We start from the raw sequence: 22,104 nt of genomic DNA, 5'->3' as shown, positions 1-22,104 counted from the left end.
GTCCGGCATGGTCCCCGGCGTGGGGTCGTGCCGGACCGCATGCGCGAAGCGGAACAGGCGCCGGTCAGCGGGCCGGGGAAGGCTCCGCCGGGACACCCAGGACGTGCCGGGTGACGCCGTCCAGGACGGTGAGCCCGTCGGCCGAGAGGACCGATTCCAGGTGGCCCTGGACCGAGGCCACACCAGGACCCCGCAGGGCCGTGAGCACGCCGTCCGTGTCGACGGACGGCTCCAGGGCGAGCCGGGCCACCGGATTGTCCGCGGCGGCGGCCACGGTGGTGGTGAGGCGCGCGCCGAAGGTGTTGTAGTAGCCGATGGCGGCGGTGGTGCCGAACACGTCGGCGTCGAGCCGCACGCCCTGGCGCGGCGCGGGCAGCGCGCGGACCGGGAAGCCGGCGAGGTCCGCGAGCACCTGGTGGCTGAGGCAGACCGCCAGCAGCGGCCTGCCTGCGGTGACCCGCTCGCCGATCCGCCGCACGATCGAGGCGATCCGCGGGTCCTCGTGGTCGCGCGGGTCGCCCGGCCCGGGCCCGAGCACGAGGAGATCGTCCGCGAGCACGTCGTCGACGGCGTCCCACCGCACCGTGCGGGTGTTCAGCCCGAGGTGGCGCAGCTGATGGGCGAGCATCGTCGTGAACTGGTCCTCGTGGTCGACGATCAGGACGTCCCGGCCGCTCAGCGCCGTGGTCGTCACGGCGGGGACGGCGTCCTGGGGGCGCACCCAGAACTCCGCGAGCTGGCGGTTGCGGGCGGTCAGCGCCTCGGCGACGCCGGGCTGCGCGTTCAGGTCGACGGCGACGTCCGGCCCGGCACCGCGCGGCACCAGCCCGAGCGAGGCGAGCACGCCGGACGCCTTCGCGCGGGTCTCCGCGACCTCGTGCTCCGGCACGGAGTGGCGCACGAGGGTCGCACCGGCCGGGACGGACACCCGGCCGCCGTCGTGCAGGTAGGCCGTGCGGATGAGGATCGGGGCGTCGAGCGAGTAGCCCGCGGCCTCTGATGCGGCGGGTGCGTTGCCGTCGGTCACCTCGGGCTCGAACAGGGCGAGAAACCCCGAGTAGTAGCCGCGCGGGCGGGTCTCGTGGCGGGTGATGACGGTGCAGGCGTTCTCCATCGGGGACCCGGTCACGGTGGGCGCGAACATCGTCAGGCGCAGCGCCTCGCGCGGGTCGAGGGTGGTCCGGCCCTCCAGCAGGTACTCGGTGTGGCTGAGGCGGGCCATCTGCTTGAGGTACGGGCCCACGATGCGGCCACCCTCCGGGCAGAGCGCGCTCATCATCTTCATCTCCTCGTCGACCACCATGAAGAGCTCCTCGTTCTCCTTGGTGTCGCGCAGGAACTCGAGGACGCCGTCGCGCGTGGGGCCTGTCGCAGGATGGCGGTAGGTGCCGCTGATCGGGTTCATCCGGGCGACGCCGTCGTGCAGGGTCAGGTGCCGCTCGGGCGTGGCGCCCGCCAGGGACAGCGTCTCGGTGCCGGACGCCGGCGCGTGCACCGCGAACGTCCAGTACGCGCCGACCTCGTGCGTGAGGAGCGCGCGGAACCACGACGCCAGCGTGAGCACGGGTGCGGCGGAGGTGCGTGCCTCGAAGCGGCGCGCCACGACGAAGTTCGCGCCCGCGCCCTGGCCGATCTCGTCGTCGATCACGCGGCGCACGATGCCCGCGTACTCGTCGTCGGGGATGTCGACGCCGAGCGGTTCGGCGGCGACCGCCTCGGCCGGGAGCGCGGCGACGGCGTCGGCCACGGAGACCCGTTCCGACGCCCGGACGACCAGGCAGCGCAGCGGGGCGCCGTCGTCGTGCACGGTGAAGCCGCGCTCGCGCGCCTGGCGGAACGGGACGATCGCGAGCACCGGCGCGCCGTCGAGCGGGACGTCGCCCAGGAGCTCGACGTCGACCACGTCGCCGACCAGCACCTCGACCTCGGTGCTGCCCTCGCGGCGCAGGAGGGCGAACGGGAGGGTGCCGTCGGAGGCCAGCACCCGCTCGAGCAGGGGACGGCTGACGGCGGAGGAACCACCGGAGGTGCTGGAGGAGGGGGTGGAGCCAGGGATGCGGGACATGCGTGGCCTCTCGGTTCGGGGTGCCCGCCCGGACCGACCGCCTCGTGGGAACACGAAACGACCGCCTCGGGGCGAGGCGGTCGTGGACGTGTCAGTGGATGCGTCGCGAGCCCGCCTAGTCGGCGGGCCACCAGTCCTGGGAGATCAGGTGCGACGTCATGGCCGGAACGGTAGCCGGGCGAGGTGCGGGCTGTCCACAGGTAGCCACGCGGACGACATAGCGCGGGTACGTCACCGGCCGTCTCGACCGGCGTCTCGACCACGCGCGGCGCGAAGTATTGATCCCTCCTGCTCCGACGAGGCGGACGCAAGATGAACGCCAGGTGAACACTCGGCAAACAGTGTCCTGACCGAGGCCTGGATCACAGCACAGGACCTGGTTTCTCTCCGATCATCAACGCCGTGACCGAAACGCTCCTGCTCGCGCTCGTCGTCGTGACCGCGCTTGCCTTCGACTTCACGAACGGCTTCCACGACACGGGAAACGCGATGGCCACCTCCATCGCCACGCGGGCCCTCAAGCCCCGGACCGCCGTCGCGCTGTCCGCCGTCCTCAACCTGGTGGGTGCCTTCCTCTCGCTCGCCGTCGCCGCGACGATCGCCAAGGGCATCGTCGACGCCGGGGTCGTCACGCTTCCCGTGGTGCTCGCCGGGCTCGTCGGCGGCATCGTCTGGAATCTGCTCACCTGGCTCCTCGGCATCCCCTCCAGCTCGTCGCACGCCCTGGTCGGCGGGATGGTCGGCGCCGTGCTGGCTGCCGTCGGCACGTCGGGCGTGCTGTGGGCCGGCGTCGTGTCGAAGGTCCTGGTCCCGGCTCTCCTCGCCCCGCTCATCGCGATCGCCGTCGCCGGCCTGGGCACGTGGTGCGTCGCGAAGCTGACCCGCGGGGTGTCCCAGGAGGTGACCAGCCGGGGCTTCCGCTGGGGCCAGATCGGGTCCGCGTCGCTCGTCTCCCTCGCGCACGGCACGAACGACGCGCAGAAGTCGATGGGCATCATCCTGCTCGCGCTCATCGCGGGCGGAGCCGTCCCGGCCGACGCGGGTGTTCCTCTCTGGGTGATCCTCAGCTGTGCGATCGCCATGGCGATCGGCACCTACCTGGGCGGCTGGCGGGTCATCCGCACGCTCGGCAAGGGGCTCGTGGAGATCGACACCCGCCAGGGCATGGCCGCCGAGACCTCCTCGGCCGCCGTCATCCTGCTGTCCAGCCACTTCGGCTTCTCGCTCTCGACGACCCACGTCGCCACCGGCTCCGTGCTCGGCTCGGGCGTCGGCATGCCGGGGGCGAAGGTGCGCTGGAGCGTCGCGGGACGCATGTTCGTCGCCTGGGGCCTGACCCTGCCGGCCGCCGGCCTCGTCGGCGCGCTGTGCCACTGGCTCGAGTCCGCCATCGGCGGCACCGCCGGCACGCTCGCCGTCGTCGCGGTGCTCGTGGCCTCCTCCGCGGCCATCTGGATCGCGTCCCGGCGCAAGCCGGTCGACCACACCAACGTCAACGAGAAGTGGGACGAGGACAAGGGCGCCGACGTCGAGCCCGTCGCCGCCACGACCGGTGAGGCCGGCGGCGAGCGCGTCGCCCCGGTGCCCGCCGTCGCGACGGCGTCCTCGGTCGGCCCCGCCATCGAGTCCGTGCGGACGGTCGGCACCCCGGATACCGACACCTCGGCGAACGGAGGCATGCGATGAGCGACCTCATCGAGTGGAGCGCACTGGGCCAGGTCCTCGTGGCCGGCATGCTGGTCGGCGCCGGCATCCCCGCACTGTTCGCGCTCGGGCTGCGCCTGTGGGCAGGCACCACCCCGGACGGCGAGGACACCGCCGCCTCGGCGGAACCGGCCCCGCACGACGCCGCCGGACGCGCCCCGGGCGCGGCGACGATCGCGCGGCCCACGCCCGTGCGGCTCGTCGGCGCGATCCTCTGCATGACGGTCGTCGTCGGGGCGATCGTCACGGGCCTGGTCTTCCTGGTCTCGGGCGGGCACTGACCAGGCAGTCCCGCTCACGACGCCGAGCCGCCGCGGACCGGGTCCCGCTGCGCCTCAGCGCCTCGGGTCGAGGGTGGTGGCCCACAGCGAGCGACCGGCCTGGTCGCGCAGGTCGACACGCAGCTGTCCCGTCGTGCCGTCGACATTGACCTCGCCGAAGTGCTGGAAGCCCTCCAGCGGCGAGGTGTTGGCGCGCGGCGGCGAGCTGACGAACGCCTGGCGCGGCCCGAACGTCGGGTCGAGCGCGTTCGGGCCGAAGGCGCCGGCGTTCAGCGGACCGGCGACGAACTCCCAGAACGGGTCGAAGCCCTCGAACGCGGCTCGCTCCGGCGCGTAGTGGATGGCGGCGGAGTAGTGCACGTCCGCGGTGAGCCAGACGGTGTTGCGCACCCGCCGGCGGCTGATCTGCTGCAGCACCCATGCCAGCTCCGCCTCGCGCCCGTTGGGCACGCCGGGCAGGCCGTTGGCGACGCCCTCGATCTTGTCGCCGTCGGGCACCGTGATGCCGATCGGCATGTCCGAGGCGATGATCTTCCAGGTCGCGCGGGAAGCCGCGAGGGCGTTCACCAGCCAGCGCGCCTGGCGAGCGCCGAGGATCCGTTCCGGCGTGGTGCCGGTCGAGTTCGGGTCGCGGTAGCTGCGCATGTCGATGACGAAGACGTCGAGCAGCGGACCGTGGGACACCTTGCGGTACACGCGGCCGTCCACGGCGTCCTGCCTGCGCACCGGCTGCCACTCGTGAAAGGCCTGGAACGCGCGCGACGCGAGCACGTCGACACGCTGCTCGGTGTAGCGCTCGTCGTTCAGGATCTCGCCCGGGTACCAGTTGTTCGTCACCTCGTGGTCGTCCCACTGCACGATCTGCGGCACCTGGGCGGCGAAGCGGCGGACGTTCTCGTCGAGCAGGTTGTAGGCGAACTGCCCGCGGTACTCGGCCAGCGTCTCCGCCACCTTCGACTTCTCCGGGGTGACGACGTTGCGCCACACCCGCCCGTCGGGCAGGGTCACCGACTCCTGGAGGGGTCCGTCGGCGTACACGGTGTCGCCGCTGTGCAGGAAGAAGTCCGGGTTGCGGGCGGCCATGGCGTCGTAGATCGTCATGCCGCCGATGTCGGGGTTGATGCCCCAGCCCTGGCCGACGACGTCACCCGACCACACGAGCCGGACGTCCCGCCGGTCCCGCGGCACCGTCCGGAACTGCCCGACCAGTGCCTGGCTGTCGGCACGGCCGTCCAGGTCCTGCGCCGTGACCCGGTAGTGCACCTCCTGTCCGGCCGGGAGCCCGGTGAGGCGCACCTCCCCGGTGCCGTCGGACCGCGGGGTCAGCAGCGGGCCGCGGATCCGTGTCGAGCGCCGGAAGTCGGGATCGCGGGAGATCTCGACGACCATGCGCGACGGCCGGTCGGCCCTGGTCCACACCACGGCTCCGTCCGGCCGCGGATCCCCGAGCTGGACGCCGTGGGTCAGCGCGGGGCGGCCGGACCGGGCGAAGGCCGGCGCGGCCGGCGCGGTCGGCAGGAGAAGTCCGGCGGCGGCAAGACCGGTGGCGCCGAGCAGCGTCCGCCGGTTGAGTTCGGGACCAGGATTCATGAGACCCGTTCTAACCAGGCCGGAAGACGTCCGGGTGGCCGGCGCCCGACGACCGGGTGAATCGGCGGTGGCGAGCGCCTCAGCCGTGGACCGCCTGCCGGACGAGCTCGCCCAGGCGCTCCCAGGCAGGTTCGGACAGGTCCGCCAGCGCGTACGCCGTCGGCCAGAGGCCGTCCGCCGAGTCGAGCTCGGCCTGGACGCTGAACCCGAAGGTCGAGTAGCGCTCCTTGTCCAGCTGCCCGCTGCGGAAGAAGCAGACCACCTTGCCCCTGCGGGCGTAGCCGGGCTGCCCGTAGTACAGCTTCGGCGCGAGCTCCGGTGCCACCGTCGTCACGATCGTGTGGACCCGCTCGGCCATCTCCCGGTCCCCGTCGGGCATCTCGGCGATCTTCGCCAGCACGTCCGCCTCGTCCGCCGCCGCCTTCTCGGCTCCTCGGGCGCGCTTGGCCTCGGTCTTCAGCTCGGCCGCACGCGACTTCATCGCCGCGCGCTCCTCGGCGGAGAATCCGTCCTTCTTCTGCGTGGCAGAGGTGTCGGTCATCGGCTCTTCTCCTCGGTGGGTTCGTTCGCTGGGGGTGCGCGCCTCGCGATCCACACTAGGTTTCCGTCCGCTGAGCGGCTTCTCGATTCCTGACCGGCTCGCCGCCCCGGCCGGTCCGTGTCCGAGGGCCGGTCGCGCTCCCGGTCGTGCGGTTGTTCCTGAGACCGGCGACCGCCACGGCGCACACCGACGTCAGGACCAGCGCCACGGCGGGCGCGAGCGTGGTCCACGGGGCGCGTTCCACGTAGTCGATGCCCTCGCCCAGCAACAGGCCCCACTCGGGGAGCGGCGGCTGCGCGCCCAGACCGAGGAAGCCGAGCGCCGCGAGCGCGAGCGCCACCCCGGGCAGGCGGAGCATGCCGTGGCGCAGCAGCGGTCCGACCGTGGCGGGCAGCACGTGTCGTGCCCAGATCTCGAGGCGGGAGATCCCGGCGACCGGGAGCCATCTGACGTGGGGCATCGCGTTCGCCTCGTCGATGAGGGCCGCGGCGTGGGCGGTGAGCGGTGGCCAGGTCACCCAGAGCACGGCGAGGGCCGCGCCGCCGACCGAGGGGCCGAGGAGCGCGGCGATGATGACGCCGGCGAGGATCGGGGGCGTCGCGTTGGCGATCTCGGCCGGCCCGCGGGCGATCTCGCCGAGCACGGCCAGGAGCAGGGCGACGACGATGGCGAGCAGGACGATCCCCACCGAGGGCAGGAGGGTACCCAGGGTCCCGTGCGCGACCCGGGCCAGGAGGTCCCGGCCGCTGGCGTCCGCGCCGAACGGCAGCGCGAGGCTGGGCGGCGCGAGCCGTTCGTGGGTGATCGCGTACGGGTCCCGCGGCAGTCCGAGGGCGAGGATGAGGAGCAGCAGGCCCAGTGCGACCGCGACGGTCCGGCGGGCGGCCCGGTCGTCGCCGCGCCGCTCCGCCGGCGGCGGGAGGGTCCCGGGCGGGAGCGGTCCGCCGCGCAGGGCGCGGCGAGCGAGCCCCGCGAGCGCTCCGACGAGCACGGCCGCGAGCGCCATGAGCAGCACCCCGGCCTGGAGGGCCGGCAGGTCCTGGGCGTTGGCGGCGCCCAGGAGATAGCGGCCGAGGCCAGGGATCGCGAAGACCTGCTCGACGGCGACGGCGCCGCCGAGCACGCCGATGAGCACGAGCCCGAGCTGGTCGACGACGGCGGCCGCGGCGCGGCGGAGGACACCCGTGAGGATCACCGCGCGCGGCGCACCCGCGAGCAGCCACACGGTGACCCAGCGTTCCTCGGTGACACCGGCGACCGCGTCCGCGAGGAGGCGGCCGAGGAGCCCGCCGGCCGGGATGCCGAGGGCGAGCGCCGGCAGGATCGCGGTGTGCAGGCCGCTCCACCCGTAGGGCGGCAGCCACTGCAGCTGCACGGCGACCACGACGAGCAGGGCGCTCGCGAGGAGGAACTCGGGCAGCGCGGTGAGTGCGACCCCGACGGGTCCGGAGCCGCGCTGCGGACGGTCGCGGAGCACCCGGAACGCGGCCGGCGTGACGATGGCCGCGGCGATGGCGAGCGCGACGGCCGCGGCGAAGAGGGTGAGCGTCATGGAGACGCCGAGCGCGTTCCAGACCCCTGGCCCGATGTCGCCGCCGCTCACCCAGGAGGTGCCGAGGTCACCGCGGAGCACGCCGGACCACCAGCGGATACTGGTGACGACCGGTCCGCCGTCGAGCCCGAGCTCGGTGCGGATCGCGGCGAGCGCCTCGGGGGTGGGCTCGAGCTCCGCGTAGCGGGCGCGCAGGACCGAGGCGGCGGGGTCACGCTGCGAGAGCCAGGGCAGCGCCCCGGCGACGAGCAGCAGCGCGACCCCGCTGACCAGGCGGGAGACGATCCCGAGAACGTTACTGTGCCGCATCGAGGTGGGTGTCGGCGGTGATGAGGATGCGCTCGCGGGGGTCCCGTACGGCGTCCACCACGCGTGCCGACTCACCCTGGATGACGCGCTCGTGCAGGAGCGGGATCGCGGCGTCGGCGGCGAGCACCCGCGCCTCGGCGGCCATGCTCGCCCGCTGGCGGTCCTCGCCCGGCTCGGTCTGTGCGGCGCGGCTGATCTCGGCGTCGACGTCGGGGCTGCACAGCTGGGCGATGGTGAACCCGCCCTCGCAGGTGAAGTCGGAGGCGAGGTAGGCGACCGGGTCCCCGGAGTCGAGCACCGTGGCGCGGGAGAGGATGAACGCGTCGAACGCGCCGTCCAGCGCGTCGGCCTCGATGAACTGGTACTCGCGGACGTCCTGCTGCACGTCGAAGCCGGCCGCCTCCAGCTGCTGCTCGAGGATGACGGCGACCTCGGGCAGCTCGGCCCGGTCGGTGAAGGTACCGAGCGTGATCGGCACGCCGTCGACGTCCGCCGGTGCGGACCGCCCGTCGAGCAGCTCCCGGTAGGCAGCCTCCTCACGGAAGTCCGCCGCCCAGGGCAGTGCGGGCCCGAGCAGCCCCTCGGCGACGTCGGCGCGCCCCTCGTACACCGACTCGACGATCGCGGCGCGGTCGATGGCCTCCCGCGCGGCGGCACGTACGGCGGGGTCGGCGAAGGGGCCGGTCTCCGTGTTCAGGTACAGGGTGTTCGTGCGCGGCATCGGCACCTCGGTGATGAGGTCGGCGTCGATCGACGCCGCCTGCCCGGCCGGGATCGCCTCGACGACGTCCGCCTCGCCCGTGCGCAGCGCGGCGGCACGGGCGGTGCCGTCGGGGACGTACCGCACGTCGATGCCTGCCGCACTCGCCGGCTCGCCCCAGTAGTCGTCGAAGCGCTCGAGCGTCGCCCCCACGACGCCGTCGACCGCCGTGAGCTCGAACGGTCCGGTGCCCGTCCCTGCGGGGTCGACCCCGCTGTCCGTGTACGCCTCGGCGGCGAGGACCGCGAGCTGCGGGCTGGAGAGGCGGTGCGGCAGGAGCGGGTCGGGTTCGGCGGTGGTGAGGACCACCTCGTCGCGATCGGCCTCGACGGTCAGCTCGACACCGTCGAGGATGCGCGGGACCGGGGACGCGTCGATCGCGTGCTGGAGCGAGTTCACCACCGAGCCGGTCGTGAGCTCGTTGCCGTTGTGGAACCGCACGTCCTGCCGCACGGCGAAGCGCCAGGTGGTGTCGTCGACCTGCCCCCACCCGGTGGCGAGCCCGGGGAGCGCCTCCCCCGCCTCGTCGAGGACGACGAGGGTCTCGGCCGTGGCCCAGCGCGAGAGCTTGAAGGCGTCGTCGCTCAGCGGGCTGAGGCCGGAGCGTGGCGGCTGGAGCATCGCGAGGGAGAGGCGTTCGTCGGACCCGGTCCCGCCGGCGGGACCGGACTCGGAGAAGCACGCGGTGAGGAGGGAGAGGGAGAGGGAGATCGTCACGAGCGCGAGCAGCCGGCGAGGGGCGCGGCGCTTTCGAGTGGTCATCAGAGGGGTTCCGTTCATCAGTCGGCGCTCTCAGGGCGCGGTGATCGTGAGGGTGCGGGTGCAGTGCTCGGCGACCGTCGGGTCGTGCGTCACCAGCAGGAGGGCGATGCCCAGCTCCTGCGTGATGGACAGCAGCGCCGCCGAGACGGCGCGGGCGGTGTCGGCGTCGAGCGCGCTCGTCGGCTCGTCCGCGACGAGGACGACCGGGCCCGGCGCGACCGCGCGGACGATGGCCGCGCGCTGCGCCTGTCCGCCGGAGACCTCCGACGGCCGGCGATCGAGCAGTTGGAGGTCGAGCCGGGCGAGCTCGGCGGCCCGGCGGACCCGTGATCCGACGTCACGCTCCCCGGTGAGCCTGCGGACCGCCTGGTCGATCGACCGCCCCAGGGTCCAGCGGGGCACAAAGGCGGCCGACGGGTCCTGGGGGACGCCCTGGACGAGGCGGCGCTCTCCCCGGGGCGGACCCGCTGAGGGAGTGCACCACTCCGTGCCGCCGACCAGCACGCGCCCTTCGGACGGGGTCCGCAGGCCGAGGGTGATGTCCGCGAGCGTCGACTTGCCGGCGCCGGACCGGCCGACCACGGCGACGGACTCGCCGGGCCGGACGTCGAGGCTCGTCGGGGCAAGGACCGCACGAGCGCGTGCACCACGGCCGTGGACGGCAGTCACGCCCGTGATGGTGAGGATCGGAGCAGAGAGCCGTGCGGTCATATCCGGCTGCTTCCCTGCTCGGCGCGCGGGGAGAGCTCGGTCACGACACCGTCGGACACGGCGAGGTGACGAGCTCCGAGTGCCCGGACGACCGCCGCGTCGTGCGTGGCGACGACGAGCGCCTGGGTGGCGCCGACGATCTCGTCCAGCAGTCGCAGCGTCTGGTCGCGGGACTCGTGGTCGAGCGCGCTGGTCGGTTCGTCGGCAAGCACGAGCGGGGCGTTCGTCAGCGCCGCGAGCGCCACGCTCGCGCGCTGCGCCTGACCGCCCGAGAGCTCGGTCGGACGCCGCCGGTGGAGCGCGGGATCGTCGAGCCCCACCGCCTCGAGGACCCTGACGACGCTGCTCCGGTCGGCGCCGGTCACCCTGCGCAGCTGACGGGCGAGCGGGACGAGCGGGTGCAGCGCGTCGAGCCCGCGCTGGGGGACGAAGCCGATGCGGTCGAGCTCCGTCGTGCGCCGCCCGGCGAACCGGAGGCCCGCGGGCCACCGCCCGGCGAGGGTGCTGAGCAGCAGCGACTTGCCGCTCCCGGACGGCCCCGTGACGACGATGCGCTCCCCGGCGCGGACGTCGAGAGCGTCGACGACGAGCAGCGTCGCGCCCTCCGCGGTGCGCACCTCGGCGTCACGCAGGGACAGGACGGACCGGGGATCCATCGGCACGTACGACATGCCCTCGAGGGTGCTCGGGTAGGTCATGGGGTGAGGGCACGGGTCAGCACGCCGTGCCGCGGCGCGAACAACCAGGCCAGCAGGAACACCGCGGTGGCGACGAGCACGATGGTGCCGCCGACCGGCAGGTCCAGGCTCCACGACAGGTACAGGCCCACGAGGGCCGATCCCCCGCCGATGGTCGGGCCGAGCAGCATCATCGGGCCGAGCCGATCGGTCAGGAGCCGGGCGGCAGCCGCGGGCGTCACCAGCAGCGCCAGGACCAGCACGTTGCCGATGGTCTGCACGGAGATCACGATCGCGGACGCGACCACCACGTAGAGCAGCAGGTCGAGCCGCAGGACCGGCAGGCCGAGAGCACGCGCCGTCTCCCGGTCCAGGCTGACCGCGACCAGCTCCTTGTGGAACGCGAACAGCACGGCCATCAGGACCAGCCCGACGACGACGGCGGTCAGCACGTTCTCGTCGGGGATGCCGACGATGGACCCGAACAGGAAGTCCTGCAGCGAGCCCGCGTAACCCGGAGCGGTCGAGATGATGACGATGCCGAGCGCGAACGCGGCGACGAAGAAGACGCCGATCACGGAGTCCTCGCGCAGCCGGCGGTTCTGGGCGAACAGCGCGACCAGGAGCGCCGTGGTGATGCCCGCGATCGCGCCGCCGAGCACGAGCGAGCCCTGCAGCACGAAGGCGATCGCGAGCCCGGGAAAGACGGCGTGCGCCACGGCGTCGCCGATGAAGGCCATGCCGCGCAGCACCACGTGCGTGCCGACCACCCCGCACACCACGCTGGACAGCACCGCCATGAGCAGCGCCTTGGGCAGGAACGCGAGGTCGGGGTTGAGCAGGTCCTGGACGAAGTCGACGGGCGAGATCATGAGCGCACGCCCCTGTCCGTGGTGTCGGCCGACCGCCCCAGGGCGACCTGGCTGATCGCCGTGAGCAGCGGTGACCCCGCCGAGACCCCGAACGCCCTCATCCACGGCTCCGGACCGGCCAGCTCCGCCGGTGTGCCGGACGCGACGACCGTCCGGTTCAGGAGGCAGAGTCGGTCGCACGCGTGCACCGCGCCGACCAGGTCGTGGTTGGTCATGACCACTGCTCGTTCCTCGTCCGCGAGCTCCCGGAACAGCTCGGTCAGGTGTTCCTGGGTGGGCACGTCGAGGCCGGTGAACGGCTCGTCGAGCAGCAGGATCCGGGGGTTCAGGGCCAGGGCGCGGGCCACCAGGACCCGTTGCCGCTGACCGCCCGAGAGCTCCCCCACGGGCCGCCGGCGCAGGTGGGTCATCTCGACCCGGTCGAGCGCGCGGCGTACCGCCCGGTAGTCCTCCGTCCGGGCACCGCGCAGCCAGCCGATCCGCGTGACCCGCCCGGTCAGCACCGCCTCCTCCACGGTGACGGGGAAGTCCCAGGCGAACTCGTGCCGCTGGGGCACGTAGCCGATCGAACGGGTCACCGGTGCGGACCGGGAACGGCCCCGGCCCGGACGGACGTCCTGGCCTGCGACGGCGATCCGGCCGGACGACGGCACGAGCCCCAGCACGGCCCGCAGCAGCGTCGTCTTGCCCGCGCCGTTCGGGCCGACCAGGCCCACCAGCTCTCCCTCGGCGACCTGGAGCCGGACGTCGTCCAGCACCGGCCGGCCGCCGAGCACGACCGCCAGGTCGCGCACCTCCAGCACGGCGGTGGCACCCGGTCGGGCGGTGGTGCTCGCCTCGCCCGCGACGGTGGCCGTCATGACTTGTCCCCGGCTTCGTGCTCGGCCGCGGCGCGCGCCCGGCGGGCACTCACGAGACGCGCGACCAGGACCAGGAGCAGCACCAGACCCGCCAGTGCCGCTCCCCAGACCAGCACGCCGGAAGCACCGCCGTCCGACGACGACGCGCTCGCCGCGGGCGCGGCCGTCACGTCCGGCTCCGCCGCGTCGCCGGTCGCCGCTGCGGACGGCGTGGGGTCGGCCGCGGCGGAGTCGTCGGCCACGGCGGTGAACGCCTCGGCCGGGTCGGTGTCCTGGCCGACGGCGAACACGAGCGTGCTGCCGTCCTCGGCCTGGGTCCCGTCGGCCAGGTCCGCCAGCATCGTCACGTCGAGCCGGTAGATGCCCGGCTCGGTGAACACCCAGTTGGCGTGGACGTGGGTGTTGACCTCCATCCACAGCTCCTGCGGCAAGGTCTCGCCCGAGTCCCACAGCACGTTCGGCGGCCCGGACACGCCCTCCTGCAGGAACACGAACAGCTCTCCGGGCCCGTCCAGGGCGTCGAGCCGGAGCGTCGCGCCCTGCCCAATGGCGTCGACCACCTGCGGGTCCTGCGTGTTCCAGCCCAGCCAGACGACGTCGGGCGCCTGCGTCTGCGGCACCACGTGCAGCGGGGCGCCGGCCTCGACACCGAGGAACTCGTAGTCCGGACCGTCCGGCGCGGGCAGCACCGCCGCGTCGCCGAGGTGCAGGACCGTACGCTCGGGATCACGCCAGACGGACGGCACCTCACGGTCGTCGCGCGCGAGCATCGTCCAGTCGCCGTCGAGGAACCGCGGTCCGACGTCGACGTGCCCGTCGACCACCACCTCGTCCTCGACCACGACCTCCTCGTCGGCCTCGACCGTCTGCCGCAGCCCGGTGTCGTCCGGGGCGTCGGCCAGGGCGGCCGGTGCGGCGCTCGTGGCCAGGGCCGCACCGAGCAGCAGGGCCGTGCACGTGGTCGCTGTGCGGCTCCGCGTGGTTCGGGATGTCATGGGTGCTCCTTCTCTACTTCAGGCATCGCCGGAGACTGTCCGCGTTGGCGCGCATCAGGTCGACGTAGGTGGTGACGCGGTCGTCGAACGCGTCGGAGTAGATCTCGCAGACCTGCAGGTCGTTCTCGTGCGCCACCTCGGTGAGCACCGTGGACCGCGCCGCGAGGTTGGGCTCCAGGAACACCGACGGCACGTCCAGCGCCTGGACCGTCCGGGTGAGCTTGATCCGGTCGGCGACGCTGGGCTCCGCCGCGGGGTTCGGCGTCACGAAGCCGGCGATGTCGACGTCGTACGCCTTGCCGAGGTAGGCGAACGCGTCGTGCGTGGTCACCAGGTGCCTGCGGGAGGGCGGGATCTGCGCGATGGTCCGCTCGACGTACGCGTCGGTCTCGCGCAGCTGGGCCAGGTAGTCCTCGGCGTTGGCCTTGAACTCCGCGGCCTGCTCGGGAGCCGCCGCGGCCAGGGTGTCCCGGATGACCTCCACGTAGGCCTGCGCGTTGCGCACGTCCTGCCACAGGTGCGGGTCGATCTCGCCGTGCACATGCTTGCCCAGCACCGCCTGCGGCAGCAGGTAGACCTGATCACCCGGGCGACCCAGGAACCCGAAGCCGGGCTGGGCGGGCACGGGCGCGAGCGCCTTGTTCGGCACCGACACCACCGTCTGCGCCGGGCCCAGCGTCTCCGCGTGCTGGTGCCCGGCATCGTCGTGGTCGCTCGCCGGTGCGTCGGCCTGCAGCACGATCGCGCCGTCGTCCAGGTCCACCGTGACGTCCGCGTGCCCGCCGTCGAGCACCTGGGCGTCCGTCATGCCGGGCACGGTGGAGGGGTCGACGCCGACCGCGAAGGTCACCGACGTCGTTCCCAGCGGCCGCGGCTCCGCGCCGGGCTCGACCACCAGGTCGGACTCCATCGCGACCTGGTAGACACCCGGTTCGGTGAACGCCCAGCTCATGTGCGTGTGCGCATCCGTGGGGAGGGTGGCGGTGTCCTCGGCGTACCCGTCGGTCGCGTCGAACCCGTCGCCGGAGTCGAAGTAGACCCGCGGCTGGCCGAACGTCTCGGTCAGGTAGCCCGCCAGCCGCCCCGGCCCGTCCATGCCCGTCACCCGGAGCCGGACCTCCGACGCCCGGGTCGCGCCGAGCTCCGCACCGGTTCCGGCGACGCGCAGGCCGAGCCAGACGGTGTCCAGGTTGACGTTCTCGACCAGTGGGATCACCTCGGCGGCGTACTTCGTCGCGGACTCCGCCAGGGAGATGTTCGGGGCCCCTTCGGGCAGGTTCGCGTCCAGGGTGGTGACCACCGAGTGGTCCTCGAGCAGCAGGTAGTTGCTGAAGGCCACGTCGGCGTAGACGACGTCGCGCACGTCCCGCAGGGTCGGGTCGTAGGAGTGGGGGTCACCGGTGGGCGGCACGATCGAGGTGACCTCCACGCCGTCGCCGGCCACGTTCCGTACCAGGTCGGCAAGGATCCCGGTGGTGGTCACCACGTGCAGCCTGCCGTCGTCCGAGGCGGCGGTCCCGCCCGCGCACCCGGCCAGCAGCAGCGCGCCCGCCACGGTCCCGCCGACGGCGGCTCGCCGTCGGCGGGATGGGGCGCCCTGCGTCATGCCGAGACCTGACGCCGGCGCGCGACGACGACGAGCGCCCCGCCCAGCAGCACGAGCAGGCCGGCGAGCAGGAGCGGCTGGAGCACGCTCGCGCCGGTACTGGCGAGCGCCGCGCGCTGAGCCGCGCTGAGGTCACACTCCGCGCCGGACGCCGTACGCCCCACGTAGCTGGTCTTCGTGCTGGTCCCCGACGTGTCGCCCACGGAGAACTTGAGCGTCGCCGAGTCCGATGCGGTACCACCGCTCTTCAGGGGGACCGACTGCGTCAGGGTCACCGAGTAGACGCCGGCCTCCGTGAACGCCCAGTTGGCGTGCACGTGCTGGTTGAGCGGCACAGACATGGACTTCGGGAACCCGGAGAGGGTGCCGAAGCTCTTGGCCCCCACTCCCCCGAACGTGCCGGTCGCGTACACGCCGAGCTGCCCCGGCCCGTCGACGCCGTCGAGGGTGAACGTGACGGGACCGTCCGCCGCCTCGATCAGACTCGGGTGCTGCGTGTTCCAGCCGATCCACGGGACGCCGTCCTCCTGGACCTGCCCGACCGACCAGATCGTCGAACCGGCAGTGCCGAGGAACGCGAACTCGCTGCCCGAGGGCACCTCGTCCTCGGCTGCCTTGCCCAGCTTGAAGGTGAGCGTCGCCGGGTCGACCCAGGATGACGGCTGCTTGCGGTCGTCCTTGACCTGCGCGACGAGCTTGCCGTCCCGCACCATCGAGCCGAAGTCGAAGTGGCCCGAGCTGATGCCGCCGACGGCGGGCGTGGTCACCTCGCGGGTGACCGGCTGCGCCTCGCACTGCTCGGGCTGGGCGCCCGGGCCGTTGCCGCCGGCACCCGGGGTGTCGCCCGGATCGGTGCCCGGAGCATCGCCGGGACCCTCGCCGGGGTCGTTGCCGGGGGCGCCGCTCGGCGGCCGGCCCGGGTCGTTGCCCGGACCGTCGCCGGGGCCGTCTCCGCCTGGACCGTCCGTCCGCTCAGCTCCCGCACGGAAGTGGTAGTCGGCGGCCGGCCCCGTGATGGTGCGGCCGTCAGCCGTGCGCAGCCGCGGGGTCACCTCCAGGTGGTAGTCACCGGCGGCGGTGAAGACCCAGTTGGTGTGCACGTGCGCGTTCGCCGCGACCGGGATGGTCCCGCCGGCGGACGACGTCGTGTCGATGTAGCGGTTGACCGGCTGCCCGAACGAGTCGTTCTGGAACGTGAACACGTCACCCGGTCCGTCGACCTTCACCACGAGGGACACCGGGTTGCCGGCGGCGGGCGTGATCCCCGTCCCGGCCAGCGAGGGCAGCAGCCGTTCGGTGCTCCAGCCGGCCCACGGCAGGTAGTCCTGGTCGCTGCCGGTCTGCGACCCGAGCCAGGCGGTCCGGCCGCCGTGCTCACCCAGGAACGACCAGGCGCCGGTCGCCTCGGGCAGCTCGACCCGGCCCCGGGGGTCCGCGTAGGCCAGCGTCACGTCCTCCGGCGAGCGGTAGACGCTGCGGTCGGCGTGGATGCGGGTGTCGTCCTTGACCGACAGGGTCAGGCGACCGGAGTCGTCGTCATAGGTCGTCTCGAAGGCATCGGCATGCCCGTGGTCGAGCACGTACTCACGGTCCTGACCCGGCTCGGGGCCCGTCCCGGGGTCGGTCGGCGTCGGGGACGGTGTCGGGGTCGGGTCCGGAGTGGGCGTGGGCGTCGGGGTCGGCGTCGGGTCCGGAGTGGGCGTGGGCGTCGGGGACGGCGTCGGGTCCGGCACGTCCACGACCGAGAGGGCCACGTGCTCGGAGGTCCCGGCGACGCGGTCGCCATCGAGCAGGACCGCGCGGACGCGCGCCCCGTCATCCCCGCGGACCAGCTCACGCCGGTAGACGGCGGACTCCTGGCCCTCGACCGTGGTGGACTCGCCCGATCCCGTGGGGGCGACCTCCCAGCGGTAGTCCGTCAGGTCGGTGGCCGGTTCCTGGGCCGCGGTCAGGACGGCCGTGTCGCCCGCCGTGTACTCGGCGCGGTCGGCCGAGACGGTGACCGCCGTGGTGACGGGTCGTTCGCCCACCCGCACGTGGTAGGTCGCCGCATCGCCGGTCACCGTGGTCCCGCCCGCCGTAGCGAGCGACGGCGTCACCGTGAGCGTGTAGTCGCCCTCCGCGGTGAAGATCCAGTTGGTGTGCACGTGCGCGTTCGCGGCCACGGGAATGGTCCCGCCGTCGGACATCGTCGTGTCGAGGTACCGGTTGATCGGCTGACCGAACGAGTTGTTCTGGAAGGTGAACACGTCACCCGGCCCGTCGACGGCGACGTCGAGCGACACGGGCTGGCCGGACGCGGGCGTGATGCCGGTCCCGGCCAGGGAGTCCAGGAGCCGCTCGGTGCTCCAGCCGACCCAGGGGGCGTGTTCCTGGTCGCTCCCCGTCTGCGAGCCGAGCCACACCGTGTCCCCGCCGTACTCACCGAGGAAGGCCCAGCCGCCCTCGGCCGGGGGCAGCTCGACCTGGCTCTGCGGGTCCTCGTAGGCGAGGGTCGTCGACTCGGGCGTCCGGAAGACGGGTTCGCCGTCGTAGATCCGGGTGTCGTCCCGGACCGCCAGCACGAGCTTGCCGGTGTCGGCGTCGTAGGTGGTCTCGAAGCCGTCGACGTGCCCGTGCGTGAGCACGTACTCGCGGTCGGGCACGGCGGCGGACGTCGGCCCCGCAGCGAGCGCCGGGGCGCTCAGCGCGGGGACGACGAGCGCACCCAGCAGCGCACCGACGGCCGCCAGGGCGGTCATTTTGTGAGAACGATTCTCAGTCACGGTTCGAAGTGAACCAGGACTGAGAATCGTTATCAAGAACGAATGTCTCATTTCACCCGCTCGTCGGACGCCGTCGCATCCCTGCTCGACGTCCGAACACGATCAGGGCGATGCCCGCGCCGAGGAGGACCACGGCGAGCAGGACTACGGCGCCGGTCTCGAACCCGGTCGCCGCGAGCGGCCCTCCGGGGGGAGTCCCGCCGGTCCCCGGCGGCGTCGCCGGCGGTCCCGGCGGCGTCGGGGTCGGGTCGCCCGCACCCGGGTCGTCGGGGTAAGCACCCGGGTCCTCCGTGCTCGGAGTCGGGCTCGGGTCCGGTGTCGGGCTCTGGCTCGGGTCCGGCGTCGGACTCGGGTCCGGCGTCGCACTCGGGTCCGGTGTCGGTGTCGGTGTCGGTGTCGGTGTCGGTGTCGGTATCGGAGTCGGAGTCGGCGTCGGGCTAGGAGTCGGCGTCGGGCTCGGGCTCGGGTCCGGACCCGGGTCCTGCGGCCCCGCCGCGAACTCCTCGGCCGTGAGCCCGCAGTGCTCCTCGGTCACGCGACGCGCGTCTACCCCGACGGCGAAGAGCAGGGTCGCGCCGTCGGTCGCGGCGGTCGGGGCGCCGCCGTCGAGCGCCGTCTGCGACACGTCCACGCAGTACACCCCTGCAGCGGTGAACGCCCAGGACCCGTGCGCGTGCTGCGCGTAGTCGAGCTGGTCCGCACCGTCGCCGAGCAGCACCCGCGGCGCACCCCAGTCGTCGCCGCCGGAGTCGAAGAGCACGAACTCGCCCGGGCCATCCACGTCGAGCAGTGCCCAGCGGACCGCGTCCCCGGCGGCATCGTCCAGGAGCTCCAGGCTCCAGCCCGGCCAGACGAGGTCCGGGGTCGGGCTCTCGGGAAGCATCCACACCGGGTCGCCGGCCTCGCCGAGGAAGGCGTACTGGTCATCGGCAGGCACGACGTCACGGGCGTCGTCCGGCACCGCGAACGCCACGTCGGCCGGTTCGTGCTCCACGGACGGGACCTCGGCGTCGTCGCGCACCACGGTGGTCAGGGCGTCGGACCCGATGCGGGCCAGGAGATCGACGTGACCGCTGCGCAGGACCGTGCGGTCGGTGACGGGCCACCCGGCAGGATCGCCAGGACCGGGGCCGGGACCGGGGTCAGGATCCGGGTCGGGGTCGGGTCCGGGGTCCGGGTCACCATCGGGCGAGCACGGCTCCACCTCCGCCGGGTCGACGCCGGCCGCGACGGTCAGCGTGGTCGTCGCCGACGTCGCGGTCCCGTCGGCCGCGGTGCCCGCGAGCGTGGTCGTCACGCAGTACCGGCCGGCTGTCGTGAAGAGCCACAGCAACACGTTCGCCCCGCCCGGACGGACCTCCGCCCCGGACGCCTCATAGCCCGGAACGGTGCTGAGCAGCGCGCCCTCGTGCCCGCGCACGAACGCCTGCCGGTCGTCGACCACGAGGAACTCGCCCGGCCCGGTCACGTCGTCGAGCGACCAGGTCAGATCGCCCGTCCAGTCGGCGGGGTCCAGGCGGGCCACATCGAGGTCCACGGCGTTGTGCTCGCCCGAGCGCGGCCTGAGCTCGTATCCGTCGATGTACTCCTGCTCGGCGTCGCGCCAGTCCTCGCGCAGGCGATCGACGTGCAGGCGGCGCGGGGTCGTTCCCGTCGCCAGCACCACGTCCGCCGGGTCGTGGCGGACGCCGTGCGCCCGCAGGTCCCCCGTCACCAGGCCGACGCTCAGCTCGCCGTCGGCCAGGCGCGGGGTCAGAGCGGCGAAGGACGCCCGACCCTGCTCCTCCGGGGTCGGGACGCGCGTCACCTCGCCGGGGACGGCATCCTCCGGGGCGTAGTCGTGGGTGCGCGCCCGGTCGGCCTCGCGCTGCATGCAGGTGGACGCCGGCGTCGGATCGTAGCCGGAACCGCCGACGACGAACGTGAGCACCATGTCGTCGTCGCGCGCGGCGCCGTCTGTCGTCGTGGCCGCGGAGGTGAACCGCGCGCAGTACGTGCCCGGCGCGGTGAAGTCCCAGCTCAGGTGCTTGTGGGCGAGCTTGGGCGGGAGCACCGGCTGGGCCTGGGGCAAGCCCTGGCGGGTGGAGAACCACGGGGCGGCCCCGGAGCGGACGTGAGCCTCGTCGGCGCCGAGGAAGAACTCGCCCGGCGGCGGACCGCCGTCCGCCCCGGTCACGCTCTCCAGCCGCAACATCGGAAGGCGGTCGTAGTCCTCCGCGGTGAACGTCTCCGAGGAGACACCGAACCACGACAGGCCGGCCTTCGGCACCTTGGGCAGCCGATAGATCACGCTGCCCGCTGGGGCGAGGAACGTCGAGTCCGCCGTCGGGGTCGGCTCCGGCACCGTGACCTGCGCGGCGTCGGGCACGTGGACCACGAGCGTCTCCGGTTCGTACCACTTCAGGAAGTTCGTGTGAGACTCGCGGACCATGAGGCGCAGCTCGTCCTCACCGGGCCGCAGGGACAGGTCCGAGTGGGTGGCGGGCAGCAGCACGTTGTTCCGCGGATCGGTCAGGTCGGCGGGGTCGGGTGCGTCCGGATCAGGATCGGGGTCACCGGGCTCGTCGGGCGGGAGTACCGGGAGATCGGGGTCGACCGGAGCTCCGCACTCGGCGTTCGCCACGTCGGGCACGTTTCCGACGGCCACGCGGACCGTCACCACGGGTGAGGTCCGCACCTGGCCGTCGGTGCCGGTGACCGAGACCCGCAGGTCCAGGCAGTGCAGACCCAGGTCCGAGAAGAGCCAGCCCTGGTTCTGCGGCGGCGAGATGCTCGTCCAGGTCGGTGCGTAGGTGACGTCGGTGTGCAGCCCGTGGCCGGCGTACCAGACCCGGTTCATGGTCACGCCGGGCATCGGGACCGGGCCACCGATCGCCACCAGGCCACCACCACGCGCGTCGGTGAGCTCCCACGCGACTCCGTTGCGCGCGACCTGGTCGCGCGGCAGGCCGTAGTTGTTCAGGCGCGGGACGACGTCGGTCCCCGTGAAGTCGAGCGTCGGGAAGTCCTGGCTCGTGCCCCACAGCTCCGTCCCGGGCGGGCCGAGCGGTGCCAGGCCTGGGTCGTCCGACGTCGCGACCTCAAGGGGACGCGGCACCGAGATGACCACGTCGTCCGGGGCATACCGGTCCGCGATCGTGGCGGGACCAGGCTCGGCGGACCAGCCGACGTCGACCACCGGCTCACCGTCCACGAGCAGCGCGTTGACAAAGGCGTTGCCCTCGTCAAGCACGGCGCGCGGGGACGGGCCCGCCTCGGTGGCGGCCACCGCGAGCTGAGCCGTCGCCGAAGCGCCGGCGGGCACGCCGGCCGCGACGAGCCCGAGGGCGAGGGCGGCGGCCGCCGTGCGACGACTCGGTTCGGACTTTCTGACCACGGACGGGCCTTCCTTCTCAGTGCGAGCTTTCGGCATGGGTCAGGAGAGGTTCTTGAGCGGCAGCGCCTCGGAGACCACCGGCAGGTCACCGTTGACGCTCACCTCGAACGCCAGCAGGTAGGTGCCCACGCTGGTGAAGGACCAGTCGAGGGCCTCGCGCCCGTCGCCGTCCAGGATCAAGGAGCCGGAGGCGCCGACCTTGCTGGACGAGAAGGAGCGCGTCGCTCCTGTCGCCGTGACCGTCCCACCCGTGCTTGACGGGTCCAGCGTCATCGGCATGAACTCCACGTCAAGAGGCCCGCAGGACGTACCGGGCTCCACCGCGACATCCATCGAGGGCCCGCTCGTGGCGGTGAAGGTCAGCCAGTCGCCCTCGGGCAGCTCCCCGTCCTCACCGTCGCCATGCGAGTGCACGCGCACCTCGACGTCAGTCACCTGGCCGAAGACATCGCACTCCACCTCAGCGACCAGGTCGAAGCGACCCGCGGTGCGGTCGGCCGCTGCAGCGGGCGCCGCGAGCGCCCCCGCCATACCGACGGTGGCGCCCATCGCCACCAGCGCCGTCGCGATCCGATGTCCGGTCTTTCGCTCGATCGTCATCTGGCTCTCCTCCACCTCGGCGCGTGCCCGAACCTGGACAAATGAGAACGATTCTCACGCACGCGAGGAGTGAAGCAG

Annotated in this window: 16 protein-coding genes; 2 read left to right on the top strand and 14 right to left on the bottom strand. The window is 73.2% G+C overall.

Going from position 1 to position 22,104, the window contains the following annotated elements; genetic code table 11:
• Positions 1-64 precede the first annotated feature (64 nt).
• Positions 65-2,065: a chorismate-binding protein gene (locus tag LUM46_RS25730; protein ID WP_274998087.1), complete on the bottom strand. Its 2,001-nt coding sequence runs from the start codon at positions 2,063-2,065 to the stop codon at positions 65-67.
• A gap of 402 nt (positions 2,066-2,467) precedes the next feature.
• Here LUM46_RS25730 and LUM46_RS25725 point away from each other — a divergent pair, with 402 nt between their 5' ends.
• Both LUM46_RS25725 and LUM46_RS25720 read left to right on the top strand, forming a co-directional pair.
• On the top strand, positions 2,468-3,751 hold the full coding sequence (locus LUM46_RS25725; protein ID WP_274998086.1) for an inorganic phosphate transporter: 1,284 nt from the start codon (positions 2,468-2,470) through the stop codon (positions 3,749-3,751).
• The gene (locus tag LUM46_RS25720) at positions 3,748-4,050 is read left to right on the top strand and encodes a hypothetical protein (protein WP_274998085.1); all 303 of its coding nucleotides are present in this window, start codon (positions 3,748-3,750) and stop codon (positions 4,048-4,050) included. The genes LUM46_RS25725 and LUM46_RS25720 overlap by 4 nt, the downstream gene beginning before the upstream one ends.
• Before the next feature lie 54 nt (positions 4,051-4,104).
• On the opposite strand, the gene LUM46_RS25715 is transcribed toward LUM46_RS25720, so the two are convergent.
• The 13 genes from LUM46_RS25715 to LUM46_RS25655 form a co-directional block, all read right to left on the bottom strand.
• Positions 4,105-5,640: an alkaline phosphatase D family protein gene (locus LUM46_RS25715; RefSeq protein ID WP_274998084.1), complete on the bottom strand. Its 1,536-nt coding sequence runs from the start codon at positions 5,638-5,640 to the stop codon at positions 4,105-4,107.
• Between the two features lie 79 nt (positions 5,641-5,719).
• On the bottom strand, positions 5,720-6,181 hold the full coding sequence (locus tag LUM46_RS25710) for a DUF1801 domain-containing protein (protein ID WP_274998083.1): 462 nt from the start codon (positions 6,179-6,181) through the stop codon (positions 5,720-5,722).
• 55 nt (positions 6,182-6,236) lie between these two features.
• Positions 6,237-8,042 carry an ABC transporter permease subunit gene (locus LUM46_RS25705; RefSeq protein WP_274998082.1) on the bottom strand — a complete coding sequence of 602 codons (1,806 nt, stop codon included), beginning with the start codon at positions 8,040-8,042 and terminating at the stop codon, positions 6,237-6,239.
• Positions 8,029-9,564, bottom strand: coding sequence for an ABC transporter substrate-binding protein (locus LUM46_RS25700; protein ID WP_274998081.1), 1,536 nt, complete (start codon positions 9,562-9,564; stop codon positions 8,029-8,031). Before LUM46_RS25700 ends, LUM46_RS25705 begins: the two co-directional genes overlap by 14 nt.
• 30 nt (positions 9,565-9,594) lie before the next feature.
• Positions 9,595-10,275, bottom strand: coding sequence for an ABC transporter ATP-binding protein (locus LUM46_RS25695; protein ID WP_274998080.1), 681 nt, complete (start codon positions 10,273-10,275; stop codon positions 9,595-9,597).
• Positions 10,272-10,973, bottom strand: coding sequence for an ATP-binding cassette domain-containing protein (locus tag LUM46_RS25690; protein ID WP_274998079.1), 702 nt, complete (start codon positions 10,971-10,973; stop codon positions 10,272-10,274). The genes LUM46_RS25695 and LUM46_RS25690 overlap by 4 nt, the downstream gene beginning before the upstream one ends.
• Complete coding sequence (locus LUM46_RS25685; protein WP_274998078.1) at positions 10,970-11,824, bottom strand: anchored repeat-type ABC transporter permease subunit; 855 nt, start codon at positions 11,822-11,824, stop codon at positions 10,970-10,972. The genes LUM46_RS25690 and LUM46_RS25685 overlap by 4 nt, the downstream gene beginning before the upstream one ends.
• The gene (locus LUM46_RS25680) at positions 11,821-12,684 is read right to left on the bottom strand and encodes an anchored repeat-type ABC transporter ATP-binding subunit (RefSeq protein WP_274998077.1); all 864 of its coding nucleotides are present in this window, start codon (positions 12,682-12,684) and stop codon (positions 11,821-11,823) included. The genes LUM46_RS25685 and LUM46_RS25680 overlap by 4 nt, the downstream gene beginning before the upstream one ends.
• Complete coding sequence (locus tag LUM46_RS25675; protein WP_274998076.1) at positions 12,681-13,679, bottom strand: choice-of-anchor M domain-containing protein; 999 nt, start codon at positions 13,677-13,679, stop codon at positions 12,681-12,683. The genes LUM46_RS25680 and LUM46_RS25675 overlap by 4 nt, the downstream gene beginning before the upstream one ends.
• A gap of 13 nt (positions 13,680-13,692) precedes the next feature.
• Positions 13,693-15,285, bottom strand: coding sequence for an anchored repeat ABC transporter, substrate-binding protein (locus LUM46_RS25670; protein ID WP_274998074.1), 1,593 nt, complete (start codon positions 15,283-15,285; stop codon positions 13,693-13,695).
• On the bottom strand, positions 15,282-18,026 hold the full coding sequence (locus LUM46_RS25665; RefSeq protein ID WP_274998073.1) for a TIGR03773 family transporter-associated surface protein: 2,745 nt from the start codon (positions 18,024-18,026) through the stop codon (positions 15,282-15,284). The genes LUM46_RS25670 and LUM46_RS25665 overlap by 4 nt, the downstream gene beginning before the upstream one ends.
• A gap of 76 nt (positions 18,027-18,102) precedes the next feature.
• On the bottom strand, positions 18,103-21,426 hold the full coding sequence (locus LUM46_RS25660) for a choice-of-anchor M domain-containing protein (protein WP_274998072.1): 3,324 nt from the start codon (positions 21,424-21,426) through the stop codon (positions 18,103-18,105).
• A 39-nt stretch (positions 21,427-21,465) separates the two neighbouring features.
• Complete coding sequence (locus tag LUM46_RS25655; RefSeq protein WP_274998070.1) at positions 21,466-22,026, bottom strand: hypothetical protein; 561 nt, start codon at positions 22,024-22,026, stop codon at positions 21,466-21,468.
• Positions 22,027-22,104: the final 78 nt, after the last annotated feature.

It is taken from the genome of Promicromonospora iranensis (assembly GCF_028994805.1).
Lineage (GTDB): Bacteria > Actinomycetota > Actinomycetes > Actinomycetales > Cellulomonadaceae > Promicromonospora > Promicromonospora iranensis.
Note: the sequence above shows the minus strand (reverse complement) of the source record. Positions and strands in the feature narration are given on the sequence as shown.